Source organism: Pseudomonadaceae bacterium SI-3 (assembly GCA_004010935.1).
Taxonomy (GTDB): Bacteria; Pseudomonadota; Gammaproteobacteria; order Pseudomonadales; family Pseudomonadaceae; genus Stutzerimonas.
This window is the reverse complement of sequence record CP026511.1, coordinates 4575007-4601233: the sequence shown is the minus strand read 5'-3', so window position 1 is coordinate 4601233 and position 26227 is coordinate 4575007. Positions and strand designations below refer to the sequence as shown.

The 26227-nt window shown below is 62.5% G+C and carries 19 protein-coding genes; 6 read left to right on the top strand and 13 right to left on the bottom strand.

The genetic code is table 11. From position 1 onward, the window contains the following. Positions 1-63: 63 nt before the first annotated feature. The 3 genes from C1896_21350 to C1896_21340 all read right to left on the bottom strand — a co-directional run bounded on the left by C1896_21350 (position 64) and on the right by C1896_21340 (position 3303). A complete protein-coding gene (locus tag C1896_21350; GenBank protein ID AZZ47252.1) occupies positions 64-1296 on the bottom strand; it encodes an SAM-dependent methyltransferase in 1233 nt (410 codons plus the stop codon). A gap of 92 nt (positions 1297-1388) precedes the next feature. Further along, positions 1389-2765: a C4-dicarboxylate ABC transporter gene (locus tag C1896_21345; protein ID AZZ47251.1), complete on the bottom strand. Its 1377-nt coding sequence runs from the start codon at positions 2763-2765 to the stop codon at positions 1389-1391. Continuing rightward, entirely contained in the window at positions 2758-3303 is a 546-nt protein-coding gene (locus C1896_21340; protein AZZ47250.1) for a permease, read from the bottom strand. The genes C1896_21345 and C1896_21340 overlap by 8 nt, the downstream gene beginning before the upstream one ends. Before the next feature lie 194 nt (positions 3304-3497). On the opposite strand from C1896_21340, the gene C1896_21335 reads away from it, so the two are divergent. After that, a complete protein-coding gene (locus C1896_21335; protein AZZ47249.1) occupies positions 3498-4598 on the top strand; it encodes an ABC transporter substrate-binding protein in 1101 nt (366 codons plus the stop codon). Between the two features lie 60 nt (positions 4599-4658). Here the strand turns inward: C1896_21335 and C1896_21330 are convergent, their stop codons facing one another. The 4 genes from C1896_21330 to C1896_21315 all read right to left on the bottom strand — a co-directional run bounded on the left by C1896_21330 (position 4659) and on the right by C1896_21315 (position 12117). After that, entirely contained in the window at positions 4659-5084 is a 426-nt protein-coding gene (locus C1896_21330; GenBank protein ID AZZ47248.1) for an OsmC family peroxiredoxin, read from the bottom strand. A 99-nt stretch (positions 5085-5183) separates the two neighbouring features. Further along, positions 5184-5492, bottom strand: a complete 309-nt coding sequence (locus C1896_21325) for a DUF2388 domain-containing protein (GenBank protein ID AZZ47771.1) — start codon at positions 5490-5492, stop codon at positions 5184-5186. A gap of 64 nt (positions 5493-5556) precedes the next feature. After that, positions 5557-10302 (bottom strand): PAS domain-containing protein, encoded by a 4746-nt coding sequence (locus C1896_21320; protein ID AZZ47247.1) that lies wholly within the window; start codon positions 10300-10302, stop codon positions 5557-5559. A 177-nt stretch (positions 10303-10479) separates the two neighbouring features. Beyond that, positions 10480-12117 carry a murein L,D-transpeptidase gene (locus C1896_21315; protein ID AZZ47246.1) on the bottom strand — a complete coding sequence of 546 codons (1638 nt, stop codon included), beginning with the start codon at positions 12115-12117 and terminating at the stop codon, positions 10480-10482. 240 nt (positions 12118-12357) lie between these two features. On the opposite strand from C1896_21315, the gene C1896_21310 reads away from it, so the two are divergent. Next, positions 12358-13068 (top strand): hypothetical protein, encoded by a 711-nt coding sequence (locus C1896_21310; GenBank protein ID AZZ47245.1) that lies wholly within the window; start codon positions 12358-12360, stop codon positions 13066-13068. Positions 13069-13208: 140 nt separating this feature from the next. Here the strand turns inward: C1896_21310 and C1896_21305 are convergent, their stop codons facing one another. Further along, positions 13209-14993: a type II secretion system protein E gene (locus C1896_21305; protein AZZ47244.1), complete on the bottom strand. Its 1785-nt coding sequence runs from the start codon at positions 14991-14993 to the stop codon at positions 13209-13211. A 281-nt stretch (positions 14994-15274) separates the two neighbouring features. Continuing rightward, positions 15275-16642, bottom strand: coding sequence for an inorganic triphosphatase (locus C1896_21300; protein AZZ47243.1), 1368 nt, complete (start codon positions 16640-16642; stop codon positions 15275-15277). A 104-nt stretch (positions 16643-16746) separates the two neighbouring features. On the opposite strand from C1896_21300, the gene C1896_21295 reads away from it, so the two are divergent. The 4 genes from C1896_21295 to argA all read left to right on the top strand — a co-directional run bounded on the left by C1896_21295 (position 16747) and on the right by argA (position 21377). Beyond that, positions 16747-17424: a TIGR00153 family protein gene (locus C1896_21295; protein AZZ47242.1), complete on the top strand. Its 678-nt coding sequence runs from the start codon at positions 16747-16749 to the stop codon at positions 17422-17424. Positions 17425-17462: 38 nt separating this feature from the next. Further along, positions 17463-18728, top strand: a complete 1266-nt coding sequence (locus C1896_21290) for an inorganic phosphate transporter (GenBank protein ID AZZ47241.1) — start codon at positions 17463-17465, stop codon at positions 18726-18728. Positions 18729-18827: 99 nt separating this feature from the next. Continuing rightward, complete coding sequence (locus C1896_21285) at positions 18828-19982, top strand: acetylornithine deacetylase (GenBank protein ID AZZ47240.1); 1155 nt, start codon at positions 18828-18830, stop codon at positions 19980-19982. A 93-nt stretch (positions 19983-20075) separates the two neighbouring features. After that, positions 20076-21377 carry an amino-acid N-acetyltransferase gene (argA, locus tag C1896_21280; protein ID AZZ47239.1) on the top strand — a complete coding sequence of 434 codons (1302 nt, stop codon included), beginning with the start codon at positions 20076-20078 and terminating at the stop codon, positions 21375-21377. 29 nt (positions 21378-21406) lie between these two features. Here argA and C1896_21275 read toward each other — a convergent pair whose 3' ends face one another. From C1896_21275 to C1896_21260, 4 genes are all read right to left on the bottom strand, one after another. Further along, positions 21407-21586: a hypothetical protein gene (locus C1896_21275; GenBank protein ID AZZ47238.1), complete on the bottom strand. Its 180-nt coding sequence runs from the start codon at positions 21584-21586 to the stop codon at positions 21407-21409. 172 nt (positions 21587-21758) lie between these two features. Then, positions 21759-23348 (bottom strand): glutamate--cysteine ligase, encoded by a 1590-nt coding sequence (locus C1896_21270; protein ID AZZ47237.1) that lies wholly within the window; start codon positions 23346-23348, stop codon positions 21759-21761. Between the two features lie 131 nt (positions 23349-23479). Continuing rightward, the gene (locus tag C1896_21265) at positions 23480-23866 is read right to left on the bottom strand and encodes a thioesterase (protein ID AZZ47236.1); all 387 of its coding nucleotides are present in this window, start codon (positions 23864-23866) and stop codon (positions 23480-23482) included. A gap of 1 nt (position 23867) precedes the next feature. Next, positions 23868-26201 carry an RNA-binding transcriptional accessory protein gene (locus C1896_21260; GenBank protein ID AZZ47235.1) on the bottom strand — a complete coding sequence of 778 codons (2334 nt, stop codon included), beginning with the start codon at positions 26199-26201 and terminating at the stop codon, positions 23868-23870. Positions 26202-26227 lie beyond the last annotated feature (26 nt).

Sequence of the window (26227 nt, the reverse complement as noted above, 5' to 3'; positions counted from 1 at the left end):
GCCATTATAGCCATTGCTCGCGGCGAGTAAACTGTTTGTTGCCAGTTGTTTGCATGAGTTTATTCAAGTGCTTGCGAATCGCGCCTCAAGCTCGGCAATCAGCATCAGATTGCGAGGTGTCAGCTCGGCAGGGCAGAACGTTCCCAGGCGTACCGCATAGCCGTTTTCGGCCAGTAGCAGCGCGCGGTCGAGCAGCAGCCAGAGTTCCAGCGGCCGTCGGAACAGACCGCGCAGCAATTCCAGATTGCGTACTTCGGCCAGGCGTTGCCAGCCGCGCCGTTCGAGCGCGTCCCAGTTGTGCTCCGGCGGTTCGGGTAGTTGCTTTAGCGCCGCCAGGTCACGGCAGTACTGTGCGAAGCGCTTTTTCAGCCAGCTACTGGGAAGCGAGGGTGTGGGCAAATAATCGTTTTTGCCGCGCAGCTCACGTTGGAGCAGATCGAAACCCAGGCGCCAGGCCATCGACTGGTCGCGCTGACGGCGTTCGCGCGCGCCGGCAGTGACGGTTTCGCTGAGTGGCAGGCCGAGGTCGTCACGGGAGAGCTCAAGGCTTGATTGCCGCCCAAGCGTCGACAAGGGCCGGTAACGATCTGTCTGGATCCGGTTGTAGCAACAGGGGGCGATGGCCAGTTGCTGGCAGCGTTGCGCGATGCTCAGGTTGATCATACGAACGTGCAGATCGCCACAGGCATGCAGCGCTATCGGCGTTGTGGTGGGGCGGAGCTGTGCAGCCACGTCGTCGGCCATCACGTCCTGCTGTCGGTGGTTTGCGTCGATGCCCAGCTTCTGACTGAGGTGGGCGCCGGCTGTAACCAAAGCCTGATCCCACTCAAGGCACGTCAGCCCGCCCCCGCGCCTGACCAGCTGGCGCCCCAGATGACCTTTGCCCGCGCACCAGTCGACCCAGTGGTGCGGGACTTCACTGAACGTCAGGGCCGCGTCGAATGCCCGGATCTGCAGCCACTTGCGTCCGGGCACGTCGGCCAGCTGGCGCGCGTCAGTGTTTCGGATGGGTGAGGAGGGCAACTCGTCCATGCAGCTCAGGGCGATGGCCCGTGCAGCCAGCTGTGGAAACGGGGCGGGTGCGAGCAGCTGTGCGGGCTGGTTGTGCGCGGCTTCAGCGTCTTCGAGCGAGCGGCCGCGTAACCAAAGGGCCAGTTCAGCGTGTTCGGATTCCCAGCCGAGACGCATGTGCGTGAAGGGGCGCGGGCGCCACAACGGTTGGTGCTGCAACAGAAACTCGTCGAGCTGCTGAAAGCGTTCGGCCAGTTGTGCGTAGCTGAATGAGGCGGTGGGCATGGGGGCTCGGCGATGGCGGCTTCATGGTTATGATCGCGCCGAAAGCGGCTGCCGAAAAGCCAGACGCCCGTCGAAACGGGCGTCTGCGGGGACTATTTGCCGTAAATCTGCTCGGGTAGCCAGGTGACCAGCCCAGGGAACTGGTAGGCAATAACCAACAGCAGCAGCTGAATCAGGATGAACGGCACCACGCCTTTGTAGATCGTGCTGGTGGGCACTGATTTCGGTGTCACGCCGCGCAGGTAGAACAGCGCGAAGCCGAAAGGGGGCGTGAGGAACGAGGTCTGCAGGTTCAGCGCGATCATCACGCCAAGCCACACCGGGTCGAGCCCCATGGCCAGCAACACCGGGCCGACGATCGGGACGACCACAAAGGTGATCTCGATGAAGTCGAGGATGAAGCCCAGCAGGAAGATCACCAGCATGACCACGAAGAAGGCGCCGAGCACGCCGCCAGGTAGCTGAGCGAAGACATCCTCGATCAGCACTTCGCCACCGAAGCCGCGGAACACCAGCGAGAACAGCGAGGCGCCAATCAGGATCAGAAACACCATGGCGCTGATTTCGGTGGTGCCATAGGCCACTTCGCGCAGCTGGCCGAAGTTCAGTTTGCCCTTGTAGAGGGCCAGGACCATCGCACCGAGCGCACCCAGCGCCGCGGCCTCGGTTGGTGTTGCGTAGCCAGCGAGGATCGAGCCGAGCACCGCGCTGATCAGCAGCAGCGGCGGCACCAGCGCATTGATCAACTTGCCCCACTCAATCGGGCCGAGCTCTTCCTGCGGCAGGGCTGGCAGTTTCTTCGGCTGGAGGATGGCCACGCCGATGATGTAAAGGATATACATGCCGACCAGCAGCAGGCCGGGCAGTAAGGCCCCGACGAACAGGTCCCCGACCGAAACGGTCTTCGGTGAGAAGATACCCATCTTCAGCTGCGCCTGCTGGTAGGCGCTGGACATGACATCGCCCAGCAAGACCAGCACGATCGACGGCGGAATGATCTGGCCTAAGGTGCCCGTGGCGGCGAGGGTGCCGGTCGAAATCGCCGGATCATAGCCGCGGCGAAGCATGGTTGGCAGCGCCAGCAGGCCCATGGTCACCACGGTGGCGCCAACAATGCCGGTGCTGGCCGCGAGCAGCGCGCCCACCACACAGACGGAAATCGCCAGCCCGCCACGCAGGGTGCCGAACAGCCGCGACATGGATTCGAGCAGGTCTTCGGCAACCCGGCTCTTTTCCAGCATCACGCCCATGAACACGAATAGCGGCACCGCGAGCATCGTCTGGTTGTTCATGATGCCGAACAGACGATTCGGCAAGGCGCTCAGGTAACCGCCATCGAAGGTGCCGGTAACGATGCCGAGCCCGGCGAACAGGAGTGAAACACCGCCCAAGGTAAACGCGACCGGGTAGCCGGCCATCAAGGCCGCGCAGATGCTGATGAACAGCAGTATTGCCATCAACTCAGCCATGCTTCACCTCCTGCTCTGGCAGGCGGCCGGCCATGGTGTAGGCGGCTTTGATGATTTCGGAAACGCCCTGCAGGATGAGACAAACCACCAGGACGAGGATGATGCTTTTCTGCAGGTAAACGAACTTGAGACCGCCCGATTCGCTGGAGCCTTCCAGCGTCGCCCAGGAGTTGGCGACATAGTCCCAGCTTGCCCAGCCGAGAAACAGGCAGACAGGCAAGAGAAACAGCAGGGTGCCGAGCACTTCGACCAATGCCTGGTAGCGTGGGGCGAAACGCTGATAGAAGATGTCGACGCGGACATGGCCGTTGCGTTGCAGAACCCAGGCGGCGGCACCCATGAACACCAACGCGTGTGCGTAGAGGACGGCTTCCTGCAACGCAGTTGCGCCGATGCCGAACCCGTAGCGCAGCACCACGACGATGGCGGTTCCGATGACCAGAAACAGGGTCAGCCAGGCGCAGGCCTGTCCGAAGCGGGCGTTCACGGCGTCGATCACTCTGGCGAGACCGAGCAGTGGAGGGGCATGTTTCGACATGGCAGATCCTTTATTGTTATGGCCAGGCGGCCGGCGATTCTAGGCGGCTGTGCGAAGGTGTCGCAACCGGCAGTACTACGTACGTAGTGCTTGTACGTAGTCACGGCGCTTGAGTGAGAGATAGCCATATGATAGCTAGAACTACCTGATTTCGGGGTTCCGACATTCAGCATTACAACAACAAGGAGTGACTCATGAAACGTCGTCAAATTCTGGCCGCCGCTGGCGTTGGTCTGGCCGCAACCGCACTGGCCGGTTGCAATAAGGAAGCCGAAACCGCTGCCAAGCCCGAAGGCACCGCAAGCACCGAGAAATTCAACTGGAAGATGGTCACCTCCTGGCCGAAGAACTTCCCGGGTGTAGGCGTTGGCGCAGAAAACTTCGCCAAGCTGGTCAACGAAATGAGCGACGGCCGGCTCACGGTCAAGGTGTATGCCGCAGGAGAATTGGTCCCTGCACTGGAAGTGTTCGATGCGGTGTCCCGTGGTACGGCCGAGATGGGTCATGGTGCGCCCTATTATTGGAAAGGCAAGGTCCCGGCCGCTCAGTTCTTCTGCGCTTTGCCATTCGGCCCCAATGCTCAGGAAATGAACGCCTGGCTGCATCACGGCGGCGGCATGAAGCTATGGGAAGAGGTCTACAAACCATTCGGCGTACTGCCCATGGCCTGCGGTGCGACGGGCGTGCAGACCGCGGGCTGGTTCAACAAAGAAATCAACTCGGTTGATGACTTCCAAGGCCTGAAGATGCGTACCCCCGGCCTGGGTGGCGAAGTGCTGACCAAGATGGGCGGGACTGTGGTCAACATGCCGGCCGGTGAAATTTTCACGGCGCTGCAGACCGGTGCCATCGATGCCACCGAGTGGATTGGTCCGTACAACGATCTGGCGCTGGGGCTGCACAAGGCTGCCAAGTACTACTACACGCCAGGCTGGCAGGAGCCGAACGTCACCTTCGAACTGGACGTCAACCTGAAGGCTTGGGAAACCCTGCCAGACGATCTCAAGACCATCGTTCGTGCCGCGGCCCGTGCCGTCAACGGAGACATGCTCGACGACTACAACGCGAAGAACATGGAGGCTATGGAGCAGCTGCGCGCGCAGGGCGTTGAAGTTCGCCGCCTGCCGGACGAAGTATTGGCCCGTCTGCGGGAAGTGGCTGCCGAGGTGGTCGATGCTTCCGCCGCTGCCGATCCAGTCGCCAGCAAAGTCTGGGAACAGCAGAGTGCCTATCTCAATCGCTTGTACGATTACGCCGAGCTGAACGAGAAGGACATCTACAACATCCGCGGCTGATCCACCAACCGCATGAACGAAAACGCCGCCCGATGGGGCGGCGTTTTCGTTTGCGTGGACTTAGTTTTCCAAGGTCGCGTCCAGACTGATCTGTGCATTGAGCACGCGCGATACCGGGCAGCCTTCCTTCGCCTGGTTGGCGATCTGTTGGAACTGCTCGTTATCGGTGCCCGGCACCTTGGCTTTGAGCGTCAGGGCGATTGCGGTAATGGAGAAGCCTTTGTCATCCTTGTCCAGGGTGACTTCTGCGGTGGTGTTGATGCGCTCGGCAGTCAGTCCGGCTTGACCGAGCATCATCGACAGCGCCATAGAGAAACAGCCGGCGTGTGCTGCGCCAATCAATTCTTCCGGGTTGGTGCCAGGAGCGCCTTCGAAACGGGTATTGAAGCCGTATGGGTTGTCTTTCAGCGCGCCACTTTCGGTGCTGATGGTGCCTTTGCCGCTTTTCAAGTCACCTTGCCAGACGGCGGATGCGGTTTTCTTCATGGGATCTCCGAATGCTGCGGGTGGACGAATGGCGACGCGGTCTGCCGCTTGGCTGCATGCGGAGCGACATCACCGGCCGGCTGGCCGGCGTTGCGTCACCTAGTGTTGTTCGGCTGCGAGGATCGCACTCGCCAGCTGCATGTCGCTGGCCTGTAGTTGCGGTTGCTCGCTGCGCAGTTTCACCAGCATCGCTTCGAGATAGGGGCCTCGGATGGCGCCATCGCTGGCCACGAAGCTGCTGGCGTCTTCCCGTGCCGCGGCGACCAGCTTGTCGTCGCGGAACGTCATGTAAGTGGAAGCGGTGGTCGCGCCCGACGATAGAATCTGCCGGACAAACCCGTCGTCCGCCGTCGCCGCACCAAAAGGGATACAGCTCAGGGTCACGGCTGCCAGGAGTGTTTTGCGCATGATGGATGCCTCTGCTTGATCCTCCATTAGAGAGTGCGCAGCGATCAGCAGAGTTCCTTGGACGCTATCCGCTGCGTTCAATCAGTTGGCGAACCTTGGCGCCGAGCATGTCGATGCTGAAGGGTTTGGCCAGCATATCCATTCCGGGGCCGAGGAACTCGCCACGTACCTGTGCGTTCGGCGCATAACCGGTGATGAACAGCACGTGCAGGTCCGGTCGGTGCTGGCGCGCGATTTCTGCCAGCTGACGCCCGCTAATGCCGGGCAGTCCGATATCGCTGACCAGCAAGTCGATACGTTGTGTACCCGTCAGATGCGGCAGTGCGCTGTTACCGTCCACTGCTTCGAGGACCTGGTAGCCAAGCTCTTGCAGGACCTCGACCACCAGCATGCGCACCGCGGCTTCATCCTCGACCACCAGTACGGTTTCGTCGGCCTGCGCGCCGCTGACGGCCACCGGTTTGCTAGCTTGCTCTTCGATGTGCGCAGGCTGTGTCCGGTTGCGCGGCAGGAACAAGGTGATCAGCGTGCCTTGCCCGGGTGTACTGTCGATGCGTACATGGCCGCCAGTCTGCTTGACGAAGCCATAGACCATCGAAAGCCCGAGGCCGGTGCCCTGGCCGATCGGTTTGGTGGTGAAGAACGGGTCGAATGCCTTGGCAACCACTTCGGCTGGCATGCCCGAACCATTGTCGGCCACGCTGAGCGTGACGTATTCGCCGGGTTCGGGGCCGTCTGGCTGCGGTGTATTGATCTGTACCGAGCCGGTTTGAATGATCAGCCTGCCGCCTTCGCTCATGGCGTCGCGCGCGTTGATCACCAGGTTGAGCAGGGCGTTCTCGAGCTGGTGCGCATCGGTGTAGGCCAGCCAGGGGCTGTCCTGCAGGCGGGTATCGAACTCGATGTGCTCGGCCATGGTGCGGCGCAGCATGTCCTCCATCGACTCGACCAACAGGTTGACGTTCACCGGTTGCGGATCCAGCGACTGGCGCCGGGCGAAGGCCAGCAGGCGATGGGTCAATGCTGCAGCGCGGTTGGCCGAGCTGGCCGCCGCGTCCACATAGCGACCGAGATCGTTTACCTGACCGCTGGCGACCCGGCGCTGGATCAGGTCGAGGCCGCCCAGCACCCCGGTCAGCATGTTGTTGAAGTCGTGGGCGAGGCCGCCCGTCAGCTGGCCGATGGCTTCCATCTTCTGTGCATGGCGCAGGGTGTCCTCGGCGCGCTCGCGTTCACCCATTTCCAGATGCAGCAGATGGTTGATCTCGGCCAACTCGCGCGTGCGCTCGGCGACGCGCCGTTCCAGATTGTCATTCAGCTCGCGCAGCGCTTCTTCGGCGGTGACCTGTGCCGTGATGTCGGTGTTGGTGCCAAACCAGCGGGTCACCTGACCGAAGTCGTCGCGAATAGGTACAGCGCGCGCCAGGAACCAGCGGTACTGGCCGCTTTTGCCGCGTAGCGGGAAGGTTTCTTCCCAGATCGAGCCGATCGCCACGGCGCGTTTCATCGAAGCGCTGACCCGCTCGTGATGGTCGGGGTGATGGACCGAGCGCCAGCCCAGGGCTCGCATGGCCTCCAATGTGGTTCCGGTGTAGTCGTACCAGCGCTTGTTGTACCAGTAGATGTGGCCCGCCGGATCGGCCATCCAGGCGAACTGACTCATGTTGTCGGCGAGGGTGCGGAATTGCTCCTCGCTGGCGCGCAATGCAGTTTCGGCGCGCATGCGCTCGTCGGCCGTCCAGGCGCGGTCAGCGACTTCGCGAATAAAGGAAATGTCGTCCTCGGCCCATTGCCGCGGTCGGTCCTGCAGCAGGATCAAGGCGGCGCTGAGGGCGCCCTGCTCGTGCAGCGGCACGCAGACCAGGCTTTGAACGCGCCTCAGGCGCAGGCTTGCTGCCTGTGCGGCGGTGCGCGGGTCATGCAGCACGTCTTCGACCACCACCAGCTCGTCGTGCTGCAGGTCGTAGATGAAGTCACCGTAGTCTGCAAAGCACATGCGCTCGCTGTAGTCACCCAGAGCGCCGTCGCTCCAGTAGCGCTCGACGGTGGCGTATTGTCCGCCTGGGTCGATGGACAGAAAGGCCGCGCGGGTCACCTGCAGGGTGGTGCCCAGCGCACGCACGGCAGCCGTGACGATGGTGATGCTGTCCGGTTGTCCGCGCAGCAGATCGCCCAGCTCCATGAGCACCGATTGGCGCTGTTCGGCGATCTGGCGTTCCTGTATCTGCTCTTCGAGCAGCGCGTTCATGCGCAGCAGCTTCAACGCAGCGTTGCGCTCAGCGGTGATGTCCCGGGCGGTGCCCAGCAGGCGAACCTTTCCACCGCCGTCTACCAGTCGACGACCGCGATTGGTCTGCCAGCGGAACTGGTCGTTGCGCTCGTCATACACCCTGTACTCGAGATTCAGCTCGCCGCCACCGACGCCGTCGAGCGCGTTACGGAAGGCGTGCAGAAGTGCGTGGCGGTCGTCAGCGTGCACCCGCGCGAGGAATTGATCCACCGTCAGGGCCGGTTCGTTCGGTGCGATGCCCGCGAGTGCCTTGAGCTGGGCATCCCAGTGCAGGCAGTTGCCTTCAAAATCGTATTCCCAGACGCCAATCGCCGCGATCTCGTTGGCCAGGCTGACGCGCTGTTCGGCTTCCAACAAGGCCTCGCGAGCGCGCGCTCGGTCAGCGGCCGCGCGGATGCGTTCGGCCACTTCGCGCACCAGCGAAATATCCGCCTGGCTCCAGCGGCGTGGCTGTCGGCTGCCGAACAGCAGAAAGGCGCAGTCAGCGGATTGCTCCAGCAATGGCGCCAGCAACAGGCTGCGGTAACCAAGGTGTTCATGCAGGCCGCCGCAGTTGCCATGACAATCGGCTTCGTCGAGGAGGTCTTCGAACGGCACGATAAGGCCTTGCGATAAGCGCAGGCGTAACGTCCGTGCACAGCCTCCAAGCGTGTAGGAGGCGGACCGAGAGTTGCCGGGGCCCTGCGGCCAGTGCTGATCGATGATCAGGCCGTCGCGCTCATCCACATGTCCTTGATAGATGCAGTCCGTCCCCATCAGCTGGGCAAGTCGATCGGCCATCATGTCGGCCAGCTCGATACGACTGCCGCTGTCCTGCAGGCGGTCGCTCAACTCGAGCAGGTAGGATTGCTGGGCCTCGCCGCGGGTCCGCTCGCTGATGTCGGTGAAGGTGCAGATCGCGCCATGCAGCACCCTGTCCCGGTACAACGGGGCGACCCGGTATTCCACCGGCAGGCTGGTACCGTCCGCGCGATAGAACAGCTCGTACTCGACGTGTGCCGGTTCGCCGGTCGTGGCGGTGCGCAGAATCGGGCATTCCTCCAGCGGATAGGGTGAGCCGTCCGGATGGCTATGGTGAATAAGCGGATGCAGCTGCCGGCCAAGCACGTCTTCTTTGCTGGAAAATCCGAGTAGCTTGACGAATGCCTCGTTGCACAGGGTGACCAACCCCTTGGTGTCGATGGAATAGAAGCCTTCGCTTGCCGCGTCCAGCAAACTACGGGTGAATGCCTCGCTTTCCAGCCGTTTGATCTCGGCCAGGCGTCGCTCATGAATGTCCTGCGCGACCAATACCCAGTGCAGCAGCCGGCAGTCGCAGTCGTACACGGGCGCGCCGCTGCCCTGGAACCAGCGTTGGCTGCCGTCGGCTGCCAGCAGCGGGACTTCGAAGCTACCGGCCTGGCCGGATTTCAGGGCGCCTCGCCATTGCTTCAGTACGGCGTCGCGATGATCCGGCGCCACCGCTGAAAGCCAGCCCATGCCAGCCGAGGCTTCGGCGCTCAGGCCGGTAAAGTCACACCAGTAGCTGTTGCAAAAGATTAACTGCCCGTCAGCATCGCACTGCCAGATGACCTGAGGGCTCAGGTCGACCAGAGCCCGGTAGCGCTCTTCAGCTTGGCGAATGGCTGCCTGTTCATGCAGGCGTTCGGTCAGGTCGCGCAGGATATGGACGAAACCCAGGTGCTGACCGTGATCATCCTTGAGCGGCATTTGCACCCCGCTGGCCCAGAAGCGGCTGCCATCCTTGCGCACATGCCAGCGTTCGTTCATCGCCGAACCATCGCGTGCCGCGGTTGCCATTTCCTTGTCAAGCACGCCGCTGGCCGCGTCTTCTTCCACGTAGAATCGCGAGGCGTGGCTGCCGATCGCGGCGTGCGGTTGCCAGCCGAGGATGCGTTCGGCGCCCTGGTTCCAGCTGGTGATGAGGCCCTGGGCGTCGGTGGTGAGAATTGCGTAGTCGACTGCGCTGTCGATGATCTGCCGGTTGCGCTCGTTGGCTTCACGGCTGCGACGCAGCTCCAGCAGGGCCATGACTTGACGGCCCAATGCCTCCAGATGGGCGCGCTGGCGCTCCGACAGCTGCCGCGGCTGGCTGTCCAAAACACATAGTGTGCCGAGCGGCAGACCATCAGCGGTGCGCAGTACCGCTGCGGCATAGAAGCCCGTCATGCCGTTGGCCAGCGGCTCGTTGGTCAGGTCCTCGATCACCAGCGGTTCGCTGCAGCCGATGGCGCGGGCGCAGAGCGCCTCGTCTCGAGGGCGGTTGCCACCTTCGATGTTGACCGAGGCCTTTACCCATTGGCGGTCCTTGTCGACGAACACGATGGCGGCGCTGGGGGTGGTGCACAGCTCGGCGGCAAGCAGCACCAGATCATCGAATGCCGCCTCGGCGGGGGTGTCGAGAATGCGGTATCGGGCCAGGGCTGCCAGTCGGTCAGCTTCGTTCCATGTATTGCTTGTGTTTTTCTTCTTCAAAACGTTTGCTCGGCTATCCGTGGCGGCAACGATCTTGGTGTCCATGCGGCGGCGACCGAGCGCTTGCAATGGCTAGGCGGCGGCGCAGATGCAAGCGGTTGTGGCTATGCAAGATACCTGTACAGGTCCTAATGCCAAGTAGACCTCGGTCTACGGGCAATCTGCCAGAGCCGCCGGTCTGGTCTTGAGCGGTAGCTCCCAAGTCGTCGTGGCTGGGAGGCGTTAGTGCGGGTTGATCGCGGGCGGCACGAGGCCTCGGTCGGCCGCTTGCAATGCCGCCAGCAGCTTTTGGTCACGGCGGTAGACGTCGGGACGATAGCGCGGCAGCCCGTTGCTATCGGCTTCGGCTGTCCAGTAGGCCAGGAGTATCGGTGTGGGTTCTGTCGGGCGGTATTCGTAGGTCAGCCCAGTATCCAGCAATTGGGCAACGCGCTCGCGTTCGGCCTCGCTCAGCAACAAATCGACCAGTTGCATCACCGACTCTACCCTGACACAGCCCGAGCTGAACGCCCGCTGCGAACGTGCGAACAGGCCTTGGCTCGGCGTGTCGTGGAGGTAGATGGAATAGGGGTTGGCGAAACGGATGACCACCCGGCCGAGCGGGTTGTCGGGTCCGGCGGCCTGGCGCAGCAGGATCCGCCCTGGATTGCTCCAGTCGATCGTGGCCGGATCGAGTACACGGCCTTCGTAATCGAGCACCTGCATGTTGTGTTGCGCGAGGTAGCTCGGGTTTTGGCGGATCTGCGGTAGCTTGTCCTCACGCAGGATGGTCGGCGGTACGGTCCAGGTCGGGTTGAGCGTGATTCGCGTGACGATCGATTTGATCGACGGGGTCTGCCGAGTATCGCGGCCCACCTGGATACGTGCTTCCCATTGCGGGCTGCTGTCACGGAAGTAGATCACTCGCCCGCCAGCGATATCGACCAGCAGCGAGCGCGGCTCGATGTCAGCGGATAGCCAGCGGAACCGTTCCAGGTTTACCCGCAGCTGATTCAGCCGGTTGGCTGGCGTGGCGTTCAGTTCGGTCAGTGTGTCGGCGCCGAGGATGCCGTCGTCCTGCAGGGCATGGCGGCGCTGAAAGGCCTTGAGCGCGTCCACCAGCTGGTCGCTGTAGCGATCGTCGGCGCCCGGAGCACCGGCCGTTGCGAGCAGGTAGCCGTCTGCGCTTAAACGCTGCCGTAGCAGTGGCACACGTGGATCTGACATGCCTGGTCGCAAGGTCTGGCCGGCGGGAATCGGCTGCCATTCTGGCTCCGGTTGATCGCGCAGCCGCGCATAGGCCTTGCGCAAGTTGTTGTACTGCTCCAGCGACGGACGCGCCTTATTGAATGTGTGCTCCAAGTGCCCCAGTCCTTCGCTGGCGATGGACATCAGGTGCGCCTCGGCCTTCGGCGTCGCGGCTGCATCGGGGCTGTGCCAGACGGGCTCGATGCGGTCCTGGGGCAGGCGTCCCTGGGCAAGGTGACCTAGGGCCGACAGGTAGGCATGGCTGGCTAATACATCGCTGCACTCGCGGTGCAGCGGATCACGTGTGGCGGTTAGCATCGCCCGACGAATGGCTTCGGGATGGTAAGCCGCAGGTTCCAGTCCATCATCGACCAGCGCTTCGATCTGCACCAACAGCGCGTCAATCTGCGCATAGGAGGTCCACAACATATCGAATTGCTTGCGCCGATAGAGCTCAGAAAGCCGTTCCAGAGCGGTTGTATCGACATCTGCCAGGGGCTGCCCGCACGCACTTGGGAGGTTCTGCAGGACACCCTGAATTGAGCCGGCGGGCTCAGGTATCGGTTCCGCCGCCGCCAGCCATGGCGTCAGAAGCAATGTGAAAAGCAGACTTGATGTATGTTTTTTGTACAACGCTTCACTCCTGGCGGTCCCGCTGACTGCTAGACTCCGCCGCTGAACAAGCCACGGTGCCTGGAAAAACAAGGCCCGTTCAGGCTACTAGAACTTGTTGTATCAGACGACGTGGGAGCACTGCAGGTCCCGTCTGATTTAATTTCGCTACTTCAATTCGTGTTTGGGCCTGGTAGCGAGCAGTGAGGCGTCGGTCGGCAGGGAAGATCGGCATTGGCGCCCGACGAGGTTACTGTACAAATGATGGTTTCGCTTCGCCGCCTCTGTTTGGCCGTCGGCTTGCTCATGTCTATGCCGCTGCTGGCCGCCTCACCTGCTTATCAGCCGCTGGTGGACGATCTTGCCCGCGTGGCTCCGACCCTCGATCCGGTTGTGTTGACTCATGCTGTCGCGGCCATGCAGTGCGCCGTGAACCATGGCGCGACGCCGGCTAAACGGTTGGCCGTCATCGATTTTTCGCTGCCTTCTTCAGAGCGCCGGCTGTGGATTTTCGACCTGCAGCGCGGGCGGCTCTTGCTCAAGGATTTCGTCGCGCATGGCAACGGGTCGGGTGAAAATCTAGCCACGCGTTTCTCCAACGTCGAAGGTAGCCACCAGTCGAGCATCGGTCTGTTCCGCACGGCAGAAAGCTACAGCGGCAAGCACGGCTACTCGCTGCGTATGGACGGGCTCGAGCCCGGAGTGAACGACTTGGCGCGCGAGCGGGCGATCGTTATCCATCCGGCCGATTACGTGAATCCGGCCTGGATTGCGACGCAGGGGCGTATCGGTCGCAGCCAGGGCTGCCCAGCGGTACGCCCGGAAGTAGCGCGTATGGTGGTCGATAGCCTGAAGGGCGGGCAGTTCATGTTTTCCTGGTATCCGGATCAGGAATGGCTGCAGTCGTCTGCCTACCTCAATTGCGAGCCGAGTCAGGTGGCCACGCTGCTGGCATCCAAGTCTGGCGGCTAGAAGGATTTGTTTCCGGCCGGTTGAGGCGATGGGCCGCCGATGGTTCGGCACTGCACGGTTTGCGCGGATCCGATCCATCTTGTCTTTGCTGGCAGCGAGGTGGATTTAAAAAGCGACATCCACCCTACGCCAGGCTTTAGCTACTTCTGCTCGCTCTGCGGCGTGACCCGGAGCACTTCTTCCAATGTGGTCAAACCTGCCGCGATTTTCTGCGCGCCGGACAGGCGCAGGCTATGCATGCCGTCCTTGAAGGCTTGACGGCGCAGGGCGATGAGATCGGTGTCGGCGGTGATCAGTGGTTTGATCGCGTCGTTGAGCAGCATGATCTCGTAGACCCCGGCGCGGCCGCGATAGCCGGTGTCGCGGCATTCGATGCAGCCCACCGCCTGATGGGCGTTGCCCGGCAGTGGGGCATTCCAGGGTTTGGTCAGGGCCTGCCAGTCATCGGCGTCGAGCTTTATGGGCGTCTTGCAGTGTGGACAAAGTGTGCGCACGAGACGCTGGGCCATCACCCCGAGCAGTGTTGCGCGGAGCAGGTAATGCGGAACGCCAAGCTCCAACAAGCGTGTGATGGCGCTTGGCGCGTCGTTGGTATGCAGCGTCGAGAGCACCAAGTGGCCGGTGAGTGCCGCCTGGATCGCCATTTCCGCCGTTTCCAGGTCGCGAATCTCGCCGACCATGATGATATCCGGGTCCTGACGCATTAGCGCGCGCACGCCGCTGGCGAAGGTCAGGTCGATGTTGTGCTGCACCTGCATCTGGTTGAAGGCGCCCTCGATCATCTCGATTGGGTCTTCAATGGTGCAGACGTTGACCTCGGGCGTCGCCAGCTGCTTGAGGGTGGTGTACAGCGTGGTGGTCTTGCCCGAGCCGGTAGGGCCGGTGACGAGAATGATGCCGTTGGGTTGGCCGGTCATGCTCTGCCAGCGGCGCAGATCTTCGGCGGAAAAGCCCAGCTGATCAAAGCCCTTGAGCAGCACTTCCGGATCGAAGATCCGCATCACCATCTTTTCGCCAAACGCCGTCGGTAGGGTGGAGAGGCGCAACTCGACCTCACCGCCATCCGGCGTCTTGGTCTTGACTCGCCCGTCCTGCGGTTTGCGCTTCTCGGCGACATTCATTCGCCCTAGCGATTTGAGACGGCTGACCACTGCCATCGCTACCTGCGGCGGGAATTGGTAGACGTTATGCAGGACGCCGTCGATGCGAAAGCGCACTGTGCCCTGTTCGCGCCGCGGTTCGATGTGGATGTCGCTGGCACGCTGGTCGAAGGCGTACTGGAACAGCCAGTCGACAATGTTCACCACGTGCGCGTCGTTGGCATCCGGCTCCTGATCGCTGGCGCCGAGGTTGAGCAGCTGCTCGAAGTTGCCGGTGCCGCTGATCTTCTGGTCGGTCGCGGTGGCGCCGCTGACCGATTTGGCCAGCCGATAGAACTCGACGGTGAAGCGCTGCAGGTCGACGGGGTTGGCCACCACACGCTTGATGGGCCGCTGGAGCACATGGGTGAGGTTGGCTTCCCAACTCTTTACGAAGGGTTGGCTGCTGGCGATGGTCACCGCCGAGCTGTCGACCGCCACCGCGAGGATCTTGTGCCGCTGGGCGAAGGCATAGGACATCAGTGGGGTGACCGCCGCGACGTTGATCTTCAACGGGTCGATGCGCAGGTACGGCTGCCCGGCCTGTTCGGCGAGCCAGACGGTGAGGCTTTCCAGATCGAGTTTCTTGCCGGGACGCGCCAGGTCGTCCAACTGCTGCGCGCCGAGGAACTCCAGGGGGTGCTGCTGGCTGTTCGCCGAACTGCGCCGCAGGGTCATGCATTGCTCAGCAGTTTCCTGCAGTAACCGTCCTTGGGCGACCAGATCTCGTAGCAGATCATTGAGGTCGAGGAAGCGGTCCTGGGTGGGCGAATTCAACACGGACATGGGGCCCTTCGGTCATGGCGGAGACGAGGGCCAAGCTTGCCGATAAATCAGCGCGCTGTCTGCCTGAGCGGTTCAACTTTGCGGGACCGTCCGTAACTGTCGAAGGGTGGCGGCACGCCCGCCGTTACAGCCGCTTGATAGCCAGCTTCGGTAGCGTGGGCTTCAGCCCACAAGACTCGAGGGACGGGCACAGGTCAGGCGCTAGTAAGGGGCTTTGCGATAGCGGTGGGCTAAAGCGGAGCGCCGCCCGGCCCACCCTACGCTTAGTACGAGCCTCGAGCCTATTTTTTTGTCAGCAGCTTCCAGGGCTTGAGCGTCCAGACCGCGCGCGCCTGATCTATCCGTGCATCGAGCAGCTCGTCGTTTAACGGCTGTCCGGCCAGCTCGTAGAGTTTGGCCAGTTCGCCATAGAGACGGTCGGCTTCCGGCAGCTCCAGCGTGGCCCGAGCCAGGTGCAGCCAGACCAGCAGCCGCTCCATGCGCGGGCGCTGCTCCGCGAGGTCTTCAGGCTGTTGCTGATAGCGCAGCAACTGCAGTGCCTGGGCTTCCTCCCCGAGCAGGCGTGGCAGCCAGTTGCCCAGCTCGGCGGCGCCCTGACGGTTGCCACGATTGTTGCGCCCGGCGGTCCAGCCGCGCTGCAGCAGCCAGAGCGAGGCTTTCAGCGAGAACAATCCCCAGCGCGGCTGCGCCAGCTCGGCGGCAAAGGCCTCGGGTGCGCTTTTGCGTGCGCTTTCGTCGTCCTGTCCGGCTTCGACCCTGGGCCGCCATTCCTGGATCAGCGCGTCGAGTTGTTCACGCAGTTCGCGGCTGGTCGCACGCGGGGCTGCCTGGCCGAGACTGCCCAGCAGGGCGCGCAGCTCGACCAGTTGCTGCAGCCAGTCGCCGAGCAGTTTCCAGTGGCCGTTGAAGCGGTACTGTTCGGCCAACCGCTGGCTATTGCCCAGCAGCTGCCAGGCCAGCGCGGCAAAGGCCTCGTCCAGCGGCATGCTCGCCTCTAGCTGCGGTGCTGGCACGTTCAGCGAGTAGCTGTCGGCGTCATACAGACGATAGCCGCGCTCGGCTTTGCTGATGTCACACGGCATCAGCGCAAGGTCGGCGGCCAGTTCTGCGGCCAGCTCCAGCAGCGCTTCGGGCTCGCCTTGGCGCAGCTCAAGTTCCAGCTCGCAGATCTCTTCGCTCTGCTTGCCTACGACCACCTTGCCCAGGTCGAGAGCCGCTTCGATGACCACCTTGGCCTTGCCACGGCCCCAGGCAATCTCGGCCTTTTCGCGGACGAAGTCGGTGGTGAAGATCGGCTTCAGTGTCTTCTTGTCCAGCCCGGCCAGGCTCGCCGGCCAGCAATCATCCGCGAGCTTTTTTACGTCCAGTTTGGCCTTGTCCAGGTACCAGTCCCACTCGTTGCGCTCGGACAGCCCAGCCACGCTCTGGCCGCGGCTTTTCAGCGTCTGGATGAACTGCTCGCCGTCGCGACGCAGGCGCAGCGCGACCTTTGCCTGAGCCAGATCGCGCGCGGGCGTGTCGAAGTACTGGTTGAGCAATTCGTGCCGCTGCCAGCCGCTCTTGTTGCGTTTCTTCAGCAGCGGATGCTCACGCAGGGCCGCCAGGGTTTCGCGACTGACGCGCAGTTTGATTTCGGTTTCTTTCTGCATGGTGCCGAGATGATGCCTATGTTTGAGTGTGACCTACGTCACTTGGTAGCGGCCCTTTGAGGTCATCCGTATACTTGCCGCCTTCTGAAGCCGGGGTGCTCCCTATGCCAATCAATCCTTTCGTCAGCCTGTTCGGACGTTCGCCCATCGGGCCGATGCAGCAGCACATGGCTAAATCTCACGAATGTGCCGCCAACCTGGTACCGCTGTTCCAGGCGATCACAGCCGAAGATTGGGAACGGGTCGAACAGATCCAGAAAGAGATGGCCCGACTGGAAAACGAGGCCGACAAGCTCAAGAAGAGCGTCCGTCAACATCTGCCCAAGAGCCTGTTTCTGCCGGTTCCGCGCTCGGATCTGCTGGAGCTGCTGAGTGTACAGGACAAAATTGCCAACCGTGCCAAGGACATCGCCGGTCTGATGCTGGGCCGTTGCATGACCATTCCGCCGGCCCTGCAGCCGGAAATGATGGCCTTCGTGCAGCGCAGTGTAGACGCCAGCTGCCAGGCGCTGAAAGCGCTGAAGGAGCTGGACTCGTTGCTGGAAACCGGCTTTGCCGGCCGTGAGGCCACGCTGGTCGAGAAAATGGTCGAGGAGCTCGAGGAAATCGAGCGCGAAACCGACCGCATGCAGATCACGGTTCGCCGTGCCCTGTTCAAGCTGGAAAAGGAATTGCCTCCAGTCGACGTAATGTTCCTCTACAAAATCATCGAATGGATCGGTGACGTAGCTGACCGTGCCGAGCGAGTCGGCAACCGTCTGGAACAATTGCTGGCGCGCTGAGGCGCCAGCGTCTTTTCTGGTTCAACAGGTAATTCCTTATGTCCTTTATCGCGGAATACGGCTTCGTACTTCTCGTGCTCGCCTGTGCTTTCGGTTTCTTCATGGCCTGGGGCGTAGGCGCCAATGACGTGGCCAACGCCATGGGCACCTCGGTGGGTTCCCGGGCGCTGACGATCAAGCAAGCCATCATCGTCGCGATGATCTTCGAGTTCTGCGGTGCCTACCTGGCGGGCGGCGAGGTCACCGAGACCATCAAGAACGGCATCGTCGATGCGGAAGTCATATCGCCGGATCTGATGGTGCTGGGCATGATGTCGGCGCTATTGGCAGCCGGCACCTGGCTCTTGATCGCCACCATGAAAGGCTGGCCCGTTTCCACCACGCACTCGATTATCGGCGCGGTGATCGGCTTTGCCGCGGTGGGTGTGTCCACTGATGCCGTGCATTGGGACGCTATTGGCCCCATCGTGGCGAGCTGGGTGGTGACACCGTTGCTGTCCGGCATCGTCGCCTTTGGCCTGTTCATGAGCGTACAGAAACTGATCATCAATACCGATGATCCGTTTCTCAACGCCAAGCGCTTCGTGCCGCTGTACATGTTCCTGACCGGTTTCATGGTGGCGTTGATGACCGTTACCAAGGGCCTCAAGCATGTCGGCCTGACGCTGAGCGGCGGCCAGGGCATCCTTCTGGCGTTCGCTATCGGCGTGCTGGTGATGCTGGTGGGGATTGCGCTGCTGTCGCGGATCAAGCTTGATGTCGAAGCTGATCGGACCTTTCACTACGCCAGCGTGGAAAAGGTCTTCGCCGTTCTGATGATTTTTACCGCGTGCTCCATGGCTTTCGCCCATGGCGCCAACGACGTGGCCAACGCGGTAGGCCCGCTGGCGGCTGTGGTCGGCGTCATCCAATCGGGCGGTGCCGCGGAAATCGCTGCCAAGTCTGCGGTGCCGGGCTGGGTGCTGCTGCTGGGCGCCGTGGGCATCGTCATCGGTCTGGCCACCTACGGCTACAAGGTAATCGCCACGATCGGCAAGGAAATCACTGAGCTGACGCCAAGCCGCGGTTTCGCTGCCGAACTTGCGACCGCAACTACCGTTGTCGGTGCCTCCGCCATCGGCCTGCCGGTATCCACCACCCATACGCTGGTCGGCGCGGTCCTGGGCATCGGTATCGCACGGGGTATTGGAGCGCTGAACCTCGGTGTGGTCGGGTCGATCTTCATGTCCTGGTTGATCACGCTGCCGGCCGGGGCCTTCCTGTCGATCGTGTTCTTCACCATCCTCAAGGCGATCTTCGTCTGATCGGACGCGTTGCCGCTGCTTTTTCCCCTCGGGGGCGCGGCGGCAACGCGTTTCATGTTTCACTGGGCGCCTTCGTCTTTGTCTCCAAGGAGGTCGTCGGTGCCCATCCCCTCGCTCAAAGACCAGTTTGCCGCGCTGATTGCCGCGCCGTCGGTGAGCTGTACTCAAGCCCATTGGGACCAGACCAACCGCCCGGTCATTGACCTGCTTGCGGGCTGGCTGGGCGACCTTGGTTTCAGCTGTGAGGTGCAGGAAGTCACCCCTGGCAAGTTCAACCTGCTCGCCAGCTACGGCAGCGGGCCTGGCGGGCTGGTGTTGGCCGGGCACAGCGATACCGTGCCCTTCGATGCCGAATTGTGGACAGCCGAACCACTCCAACTGCGCGAAGCCGATGACCGCTGGTATGGCCTTGGCGTTTGCGACATGAAAGGCTTCTTCGCGCTGATCATCGAGGCGGTACTGCCACTGCTCGATCAGCCGTTCCGCCAGCCGCTGCTGATCCTGGCCACCTGCGATGAAGAAAGCTCAATGTCCGGCGCCCGCGCGCTGGCCGATGCCGGACGGCCGCTGGGGCGCGCCGCGGTGATTGGCGAGCCGACCGGGCTGCGGCCGGTGCGCCTGCACAAGGGCATCATGATGGAAGGCATCGAAATCCAAGGTCAGAGCGGGCATTCGTCCAATCCCGCTTATGGTCATAGCGCCCTGGAAGCCATGCATGACGTCATGAGCGAGCTGATGACGCTGCGCCGCGAATGGCAGGATCACTACAACAATCCGCTGTTCGACGTACCGCAGCCGACACTCAACCTCGGTTGCATCCACGGCGGTGACAACCCCAATCGCATCTGCGGCCAGTGCTCGCTGGAGTACGATCTGCGGCCGCTGCCGGGGATGGAGCCTGATCAGTTACGCGACGCAATTGCCGGGCGCCTGCGTCCAGTCGCTGACAAGCATCAGGTGAGGATCGACCTGGCGCCATTGTTCCCCAGCGTACCGGCCTTCGATCAGGGCGCTGATGGCGAGCTGGTTAAACTGGCCGAGCGGCTCACCGGACATGCCGCCCAGGCAGTGGCCTTCGCCACCGAAGCGCCTTATCTTCAGCAGCTTGGCTGCGAGACGCTGGTGCTAGGCCCGGGTGATATCGCCTGCGCCCATCAGCCGGATGAGTACCTGGATCTCGACAGGATCGAACCTACCGTGAAGTTGTTGCGTGGAATGATCGAACACTACTGCTTGCAACCAGGCCGAGGATAGGGGCAGGTCGGGCGATCTGATCGCGGCCTGCTCCCTGCATCCATACACGAACCGGCTTCCGGACTAGACAAGCTGTTATCTAAGGCTTCTGCAATGCACAACTACGTCACCTGGCTTCGCGATTCATCCCCTTACATCAACTCGCACCGTGACCGCACTTTCGTGGTCATGCTGCCCGGCGATGGCCTGGAACATCCCAACTTCGCCAACATTGTCCACGACCTGGTGCTGTTGCACAGCCTAGGCGTGCGCCTGGTGCTGGCGTTCGGCTCACGTCCGCAGATCGAGGCGCGACTGGCCGCTCGGGGCATTGAGCCGCGCTTTCACCGCGACTTGCGCATCACCGACTCGGCGACCCTTGAGTGCGTAATTGATGCCGTCGGGCATATGCGCATTGCGCTTGAAGCGCGTCTTTCAATGGATATGGCCGCCTCGCCGATGCAGGGCGCCCGGCTGCGCGTAGCCAGCGGCAATTTCATCACAGCGCGGCCGATCGGTGTTCACGATGGCGTCGATTACCAGCACACCGGCGAAGTGCGTCGCGTTGATCGCAAGGGCATCGGCCGGCTGCTGGATGAGCGCACCATCGTGCTGCTCTCGCCGCTGGGGTATTCCCCGACCGGTGAAATCTTCAACATCGCCTGCGAAGACATCGCTACCCGCGCCGCCATCGATTTGGAAGCCGACAAGCTGGTGCTGTACGGGTCCGAGCGCGGCCTGCGCGATGAAAGTGGCAAGCTGGTGCGCGAGCTGCGCCCGCCACAAATTCCGGCCTATGTCGAACGCCTCGTCGGCACCTATCAGGCCGAGCTGCTGGATGCCGCCGCGCAAGCCTGCAAGGGCGGTGTGCGCCGCAGCCACGTGATCAGCTATGCCGAGGACGGTTCGTTGCTCAATGAGCTGTTCACCCGCGACGGCGGCGATGGCACGCTGGTGACCCAGGAGCAGTTCGAGCAGCTGCGCGAGGCGACCATCGAGGACGTCGGCGGGTTGATTGATCTGATCACCCCGCTGGAAGAGCAGGGCATTCTGGTGCGGCGCTCGCGAGAGGTGCTCGAGCGCGAGGTGGAGCAGTTCAGCATCGTCGAGCGCGATGGGCTGATTATCGCCTGCGCGGCGCTCTACCCGATCGCCGATTCCAACTCGGGCGAGCTGGCTTGCCTGGCGGTCAATCCGGAATATCGCCATGGCGGACGCGGTGACGAGTTGCTCGAGCGTATCGAGGCGCGGGCGCGCAAGTTGGGCCTGAAAACCCTGTTCGTGCTCACCACACGCACGGCGCACTGGTTCCGCGAACGCGGTTTCGAGCCTAGCGGCGTCGAGCGTCTTCCGGCCGCACGGGCCTCGCTCTATAACTTCCAGCGCAATTCGAAGATCTTCGAAAAGGCGCTGTGATCGACGAGGCGGTCGTGCGCCGCCTCGATTTAGTCCGGCGTCGCGTAGGGGCTCGCTGAGCGAGCCTCGACCGCATCTGCGGAAAAGTGAATCGCGGGGTCTGGGATAAGTCCGTCGATCTGCAGAATCAGGCCGATCAGCAAGGCAATGGTGATTGCGGTGGTCAGGCTGCCCTTGCGAGCGGACACCAACAGGTCAAATAGCGACATGAATGTACCTCTCTTCTTCTTGTTCTTGAGGCTTCGGCGCGCTGCATCGGCGCGACGAAGACACACATTGGAACCCTGAGAAGAGGGGAAAAGTTCATATCTTCCAGCAGCGTCTCCCGCGGACCGCCGTAGCCTGCGGTCTAGAGCGGTCATGCTGCTTGATCAGTGGTGCTTATGGTGCGCTGAGGTTGGTCAGGCTGCGCTGATAGTCCTCGACGAAGCTGTCGAAGTCCTGAGTGTCCGCGGCTTCAACCTGCGCCTGCTGTGCCAGCGAGCTGCGTGCGGCTTCGTCGAACCAGGCCATGTCGGCATCTGACAGCGCTCGACTACGGAAATCGTCGGCGTGTTGACGGGTCTGCCGCAGCGCGAACTGGCTGAAGCTCTCGCCGTTGCGCTGCAGCTCGTCGAGCACGCGGGCCGAAGGTGTCAGGCTGCTGTCTGCAACCTTGGCCTGTTGCGCGGCGACGGCGCGAGCATGCTCATCACCACCGTGACTGCGGTCCAGCAGTTCGGCGACCTGGCCGATCTGCGCAATCAGCTCGTTCGCCCATGTCTGCAGGCTGACGCCTTCACCACAGCGACGCAGTTCAAGCCCGGGTTTGCGGCCTTCCTTGACCACGCTGAGGAAGTTATCGCTGCTGGCCCGGCATTCGCCTTCTACCAGGCAAGGGCTCTGCTGCAAGGTGCAGAACAGCAGGAAGGCATCAAGAAAACGCGCTTCGGTGACGTCGATGCCCAGCGGCAGGAAAGGATTGATGTCTAGGCAGCGCACCTCGATGTACTGGATGCCGCGCGCTCGCAGCGCATGCAGTGGGCGCTCGCCAGTATCGGTGACGCGCTTGGGGCGGATGTTCGAGTAGTACTCGTTCTCGATCTGCAAGACGTTAGTGTTGAGTTGTTGCCAGTTGCCCTCTGCGTCCTTGGTGCCCAGCGCCGCGTAGTCGGGGTAAGGCGTGGACACCGCCTTGTGCAGGCTGCTGGTATAACTCGGCAGATCGTCATAGCAGGGCGTCAAGCCGGCCTGGGCATTGCTCTGATAACCCAGATCGCTCATGCGCAGGCTGGTGGCGTAGGGCAGATACAGCGTGTCTTCGTCGAGCTGCTGGAGCTGGTGCGGGCGGCCACGCATGAAGCTGACGTCCAGCGCGGGCGAGGCGCCGAACAGGTACATCAGCAGCCAGCTGTAGCGGCGGAAGTTACGGATCAGTGCGATATAGCGCCAGGACTGGTAGTCCTGCTGCGAGCGGTCATCGCCCTCATCTGCTTGCAAAGCAGCCCACAGCGCCTCGGGCAGGGAGAAGTTGTAATGGATACCGGCGATGCACTGCATAGTCTTGCCGTAACGCAGCGCCAGGCCTTGGCGATAGACGTATTTCAGTCGCCCGATGTTCGAACTGCCGTACTCGGCGATGGGAATCTGCGGCTCGTCCGGCAGGTGACCGGGCATCGAGGGACTCCAGAGCAGCTCGTCGCCGAGCTTGCTGTAGGTGTAGCGATGGATCGCGTCCAGCTCGGTCAGCGTCTTTTGCGGATCGGTTTCGGTGCCGGTGATGAACTCCAGCAGCGCTTCTGAATAGTCCGTGGTGATCTTCGGATGAGTCAACGCCGAGCCCAGTGCTCGCGGATGCGGCGTCAGTGCCAGCTGGCCATCGGTGTCGACACGCAGGCATTCACGCTCGATCCCATGCAGGCATTGCGAGAGCAGCGACAGGTTGTGGTGCTCGGCCAGCAGCGCCAGGCGGTGGGAGAGAAGATCGCTCAATTGGGAATTCCTTCACGCGTCAGTCGGCACAATATGGGGGTGGATTGCACGCTCTACAAGAGGCCTTCAGCGTTGGACCATGCACCGCTCCAGGGCGTTTCCAGCGAACCGTGGGCGGCGGGTCCGATGACTCAGGTAACCGAGAAGGTCGCCTGCGCCTTGGCCACCAGCTTTTCACCCTGATGGACTTCGGCTTCGAGTACCTGAGTGCGCCGCCCGCCGTGCACCACCCAGGCGCGGCAGGTCAGTTCACCTTCGCTCACCGGGCGGATGTAATTGACCTTGCATTCCAGGGTGACGCTGTTAGGTTCGCCTCCGTTGAGGCTGTGGCTGGCCTGGCCCATGGCGGTGTCGATCAGCGAGAACAGCGCGCCGCCGTGCAGCTTGCCGTGCAGGTTGCGCAAGCCGTCGTGCATTGCCAGACGCAGCAGTGCCTCGCCATTGTCGGCCTTGATGATTTCCAGGCCCAACAGGCGCCCGAAGGCGCTGCTGCTGCCCACTGCCTCGACTTCGCGCACCTTATTTCCTCAGATTCTTCGCATTGGCGAACAACGCGGCCATGGCGTTATTGGCCGGTGCCGGCTTGGTTTCCGGCTTGGTCTCCGGCTTAGCCGTCTTGCGCTCGCCACGCGCCTGGCCGCCACGGTTGTTACCCCCGCCGCGCATGTTGTCCGCCTTTTCGCCAGGGGTATCGCTCATCCGCATGGACAGCCCGACGCGTTGGCGCGGGATGTCCACTTCCATGACCTTGACCTTGACGATGTCGCCGGCTTTGACCACTTCGTAGGGATCCTTGACGAACTTCTCCGACAGCGCGGAAATGTGCACCAGACCATCCTGATGCACGCCGATGTCGACGAAGGCACCGAAGTTGGTCACGTTGGTCACCACGCCTTCGAGCACCATGCCCGCGGTCAGGTCGCTGAGCTTCTCCACGCCGTCCTGGAACTCGGCAGTCTTGAACTCGGGGCGTGGGTCGCGGCCGGGTTTTTCCAGTTCCTGAAGGATGTCGCTGACGGTGACCAGGCCAAAGCTTTCGTCGGTGAACTGCTTCGGGTCGAGGCGCTTGAGAAAACTGGAGTCACCGATCAGCGAGCGGATGTCGCGGCCGGTATCGGTGGCGATGCGTTTGACCAACGGATAGGTTTCCGGATGCACGGCCGAAGCGTCCAGCGGGTTGCTGCCATTCATCACGCGGAGGAAGCCGGCGGCCTGCTCGAAGGTCTTGTCGCCCAGACGCGGCACCTTTTTCAGCTCGCTGCGGGCTTTGAACGCACCGTTGCTATCGCGGTAGGCGACGATATTCTGTGCCAGCGTGGTGTTCAGGCCGGAGATACGCGCGAGCAACGCCACCGAGGCGGTGTTGACGTCGACGCCGACGGCGTTCACGCAGTCTTCCACCACCGCATCCAGCGAGCGCGCCAGCTTGAGCTGGGAGACGTCGTGCTGGTACTGGCCCACGCCGATGGCTTTGGGCTCGATTTTCACCAGTTCGGCCAGTGGATCCTGCAGGCGGCGCGCGATGGATACGGCGCCGCGGATCGAGACGTCCAGATCGGGGAATTCCTTGGCCGCCAGTTCGGAGGCGGAATACACCGAGGCACCGGCTTCGGACACCATCACTTTGGTCAGCTTGAGGCCGGGCACCTGCTTGATCAGATCGGCGGCGAGCCGGTCGCTTTCACGACTGGCGGTGCCATTGCCAATGGCTATGAGGTCGACGCTGTGCTTGGCGCAGAGTTTGGCCAACACGGCCAGGGTGCCGTCCCAATCGTTGCGCGGGGCGTGCGGGTAGACGGTGGCGGTATCGAGCAATTTGCCGGTGGCATCGACCACCGCCACCTTGCAGCCGGTGCGCAAGCCCGGATCGAGGCCCAGCGTGGCGCGCGGGCCGGCCGGTGCGGCCAGCAGCAGGTCATGCATGTTGCGCGCAAAGACGCCGATGGCGTCGTCCTCGGCCTTGTCGCGCAATTCGCCGAGCAGGTCGGTTTCCAGATGGGTGTAGAGCTTGACCTTCCAAGTCCAGCGCACCACTTCGCCGAGCCACTTGTCTGCGGCCCGCCCACGGTTCGAGATGCCGAAGCGCTCGCCGATCATCACTTCGCCCGGATGCATGGTGCCGGGCGCTTCGTCGCCGACCTTCAGGCTGACGCTGAGCGCGCCTTCGTTGCGCCCGCGGAAGATCGCCAGTGCGCGGTGTGACGGTGTGCTCTTGAGCGGCTCGTCATGCTCGAAATAGTCGCTGAACTTGGCGCCTTCGTTCTCTTTACCCGGTACCAGCCGCGCACTCAGGGTGGCGTTGTGGGTGAGGAAGTCGCGCAGCTTGGCCAGCAGGTTGGCATCTTCGGCGAAGCGCTCCATGAGGATGTACTTGGCGCCTTCGAGCACCGCTTTAGTATCGGCGAAGCCCTTGTCGGCATCGACGAAGCGTGCCGCCTCGGCTTCTGGATTGAGCTCAGGGTCGGCGAAGATCGCGTCGGCCAGCTCGCCAAGGCCGGCTTCCAAGGCAATCTGGCCTTTGGTGCGGCGCTTCTGCTTATAGGGCAGATAGAGGTCTTCGAGTCGCGTCTTGGTATCGGCAAGGTCGATCTCGCGCTTCAGCTCAGGCGTGAGCTTGCCCTGTTCCTCGATGCTGGAAAGGATCGACGCGCGGCGGTCATCCAGTTCGCGCATGTAGCGCAAACGTTCTTCCAGCAGGCGCAGCTGGGTATCGTCCAGGCTGCCGGTGACTTCCTTGCGGTAACGGGCAATGAAGGGAACGGTGGAGCCTTCATCGAGCAGCGCCACGGTGGCGGCAACCTGTTGCGGGCGCACGCCCAGTTCGGCGGCAATGCGGGAGTTGATGCTGTCCATGAACCTACCTGGGTCAGTCAAACCAT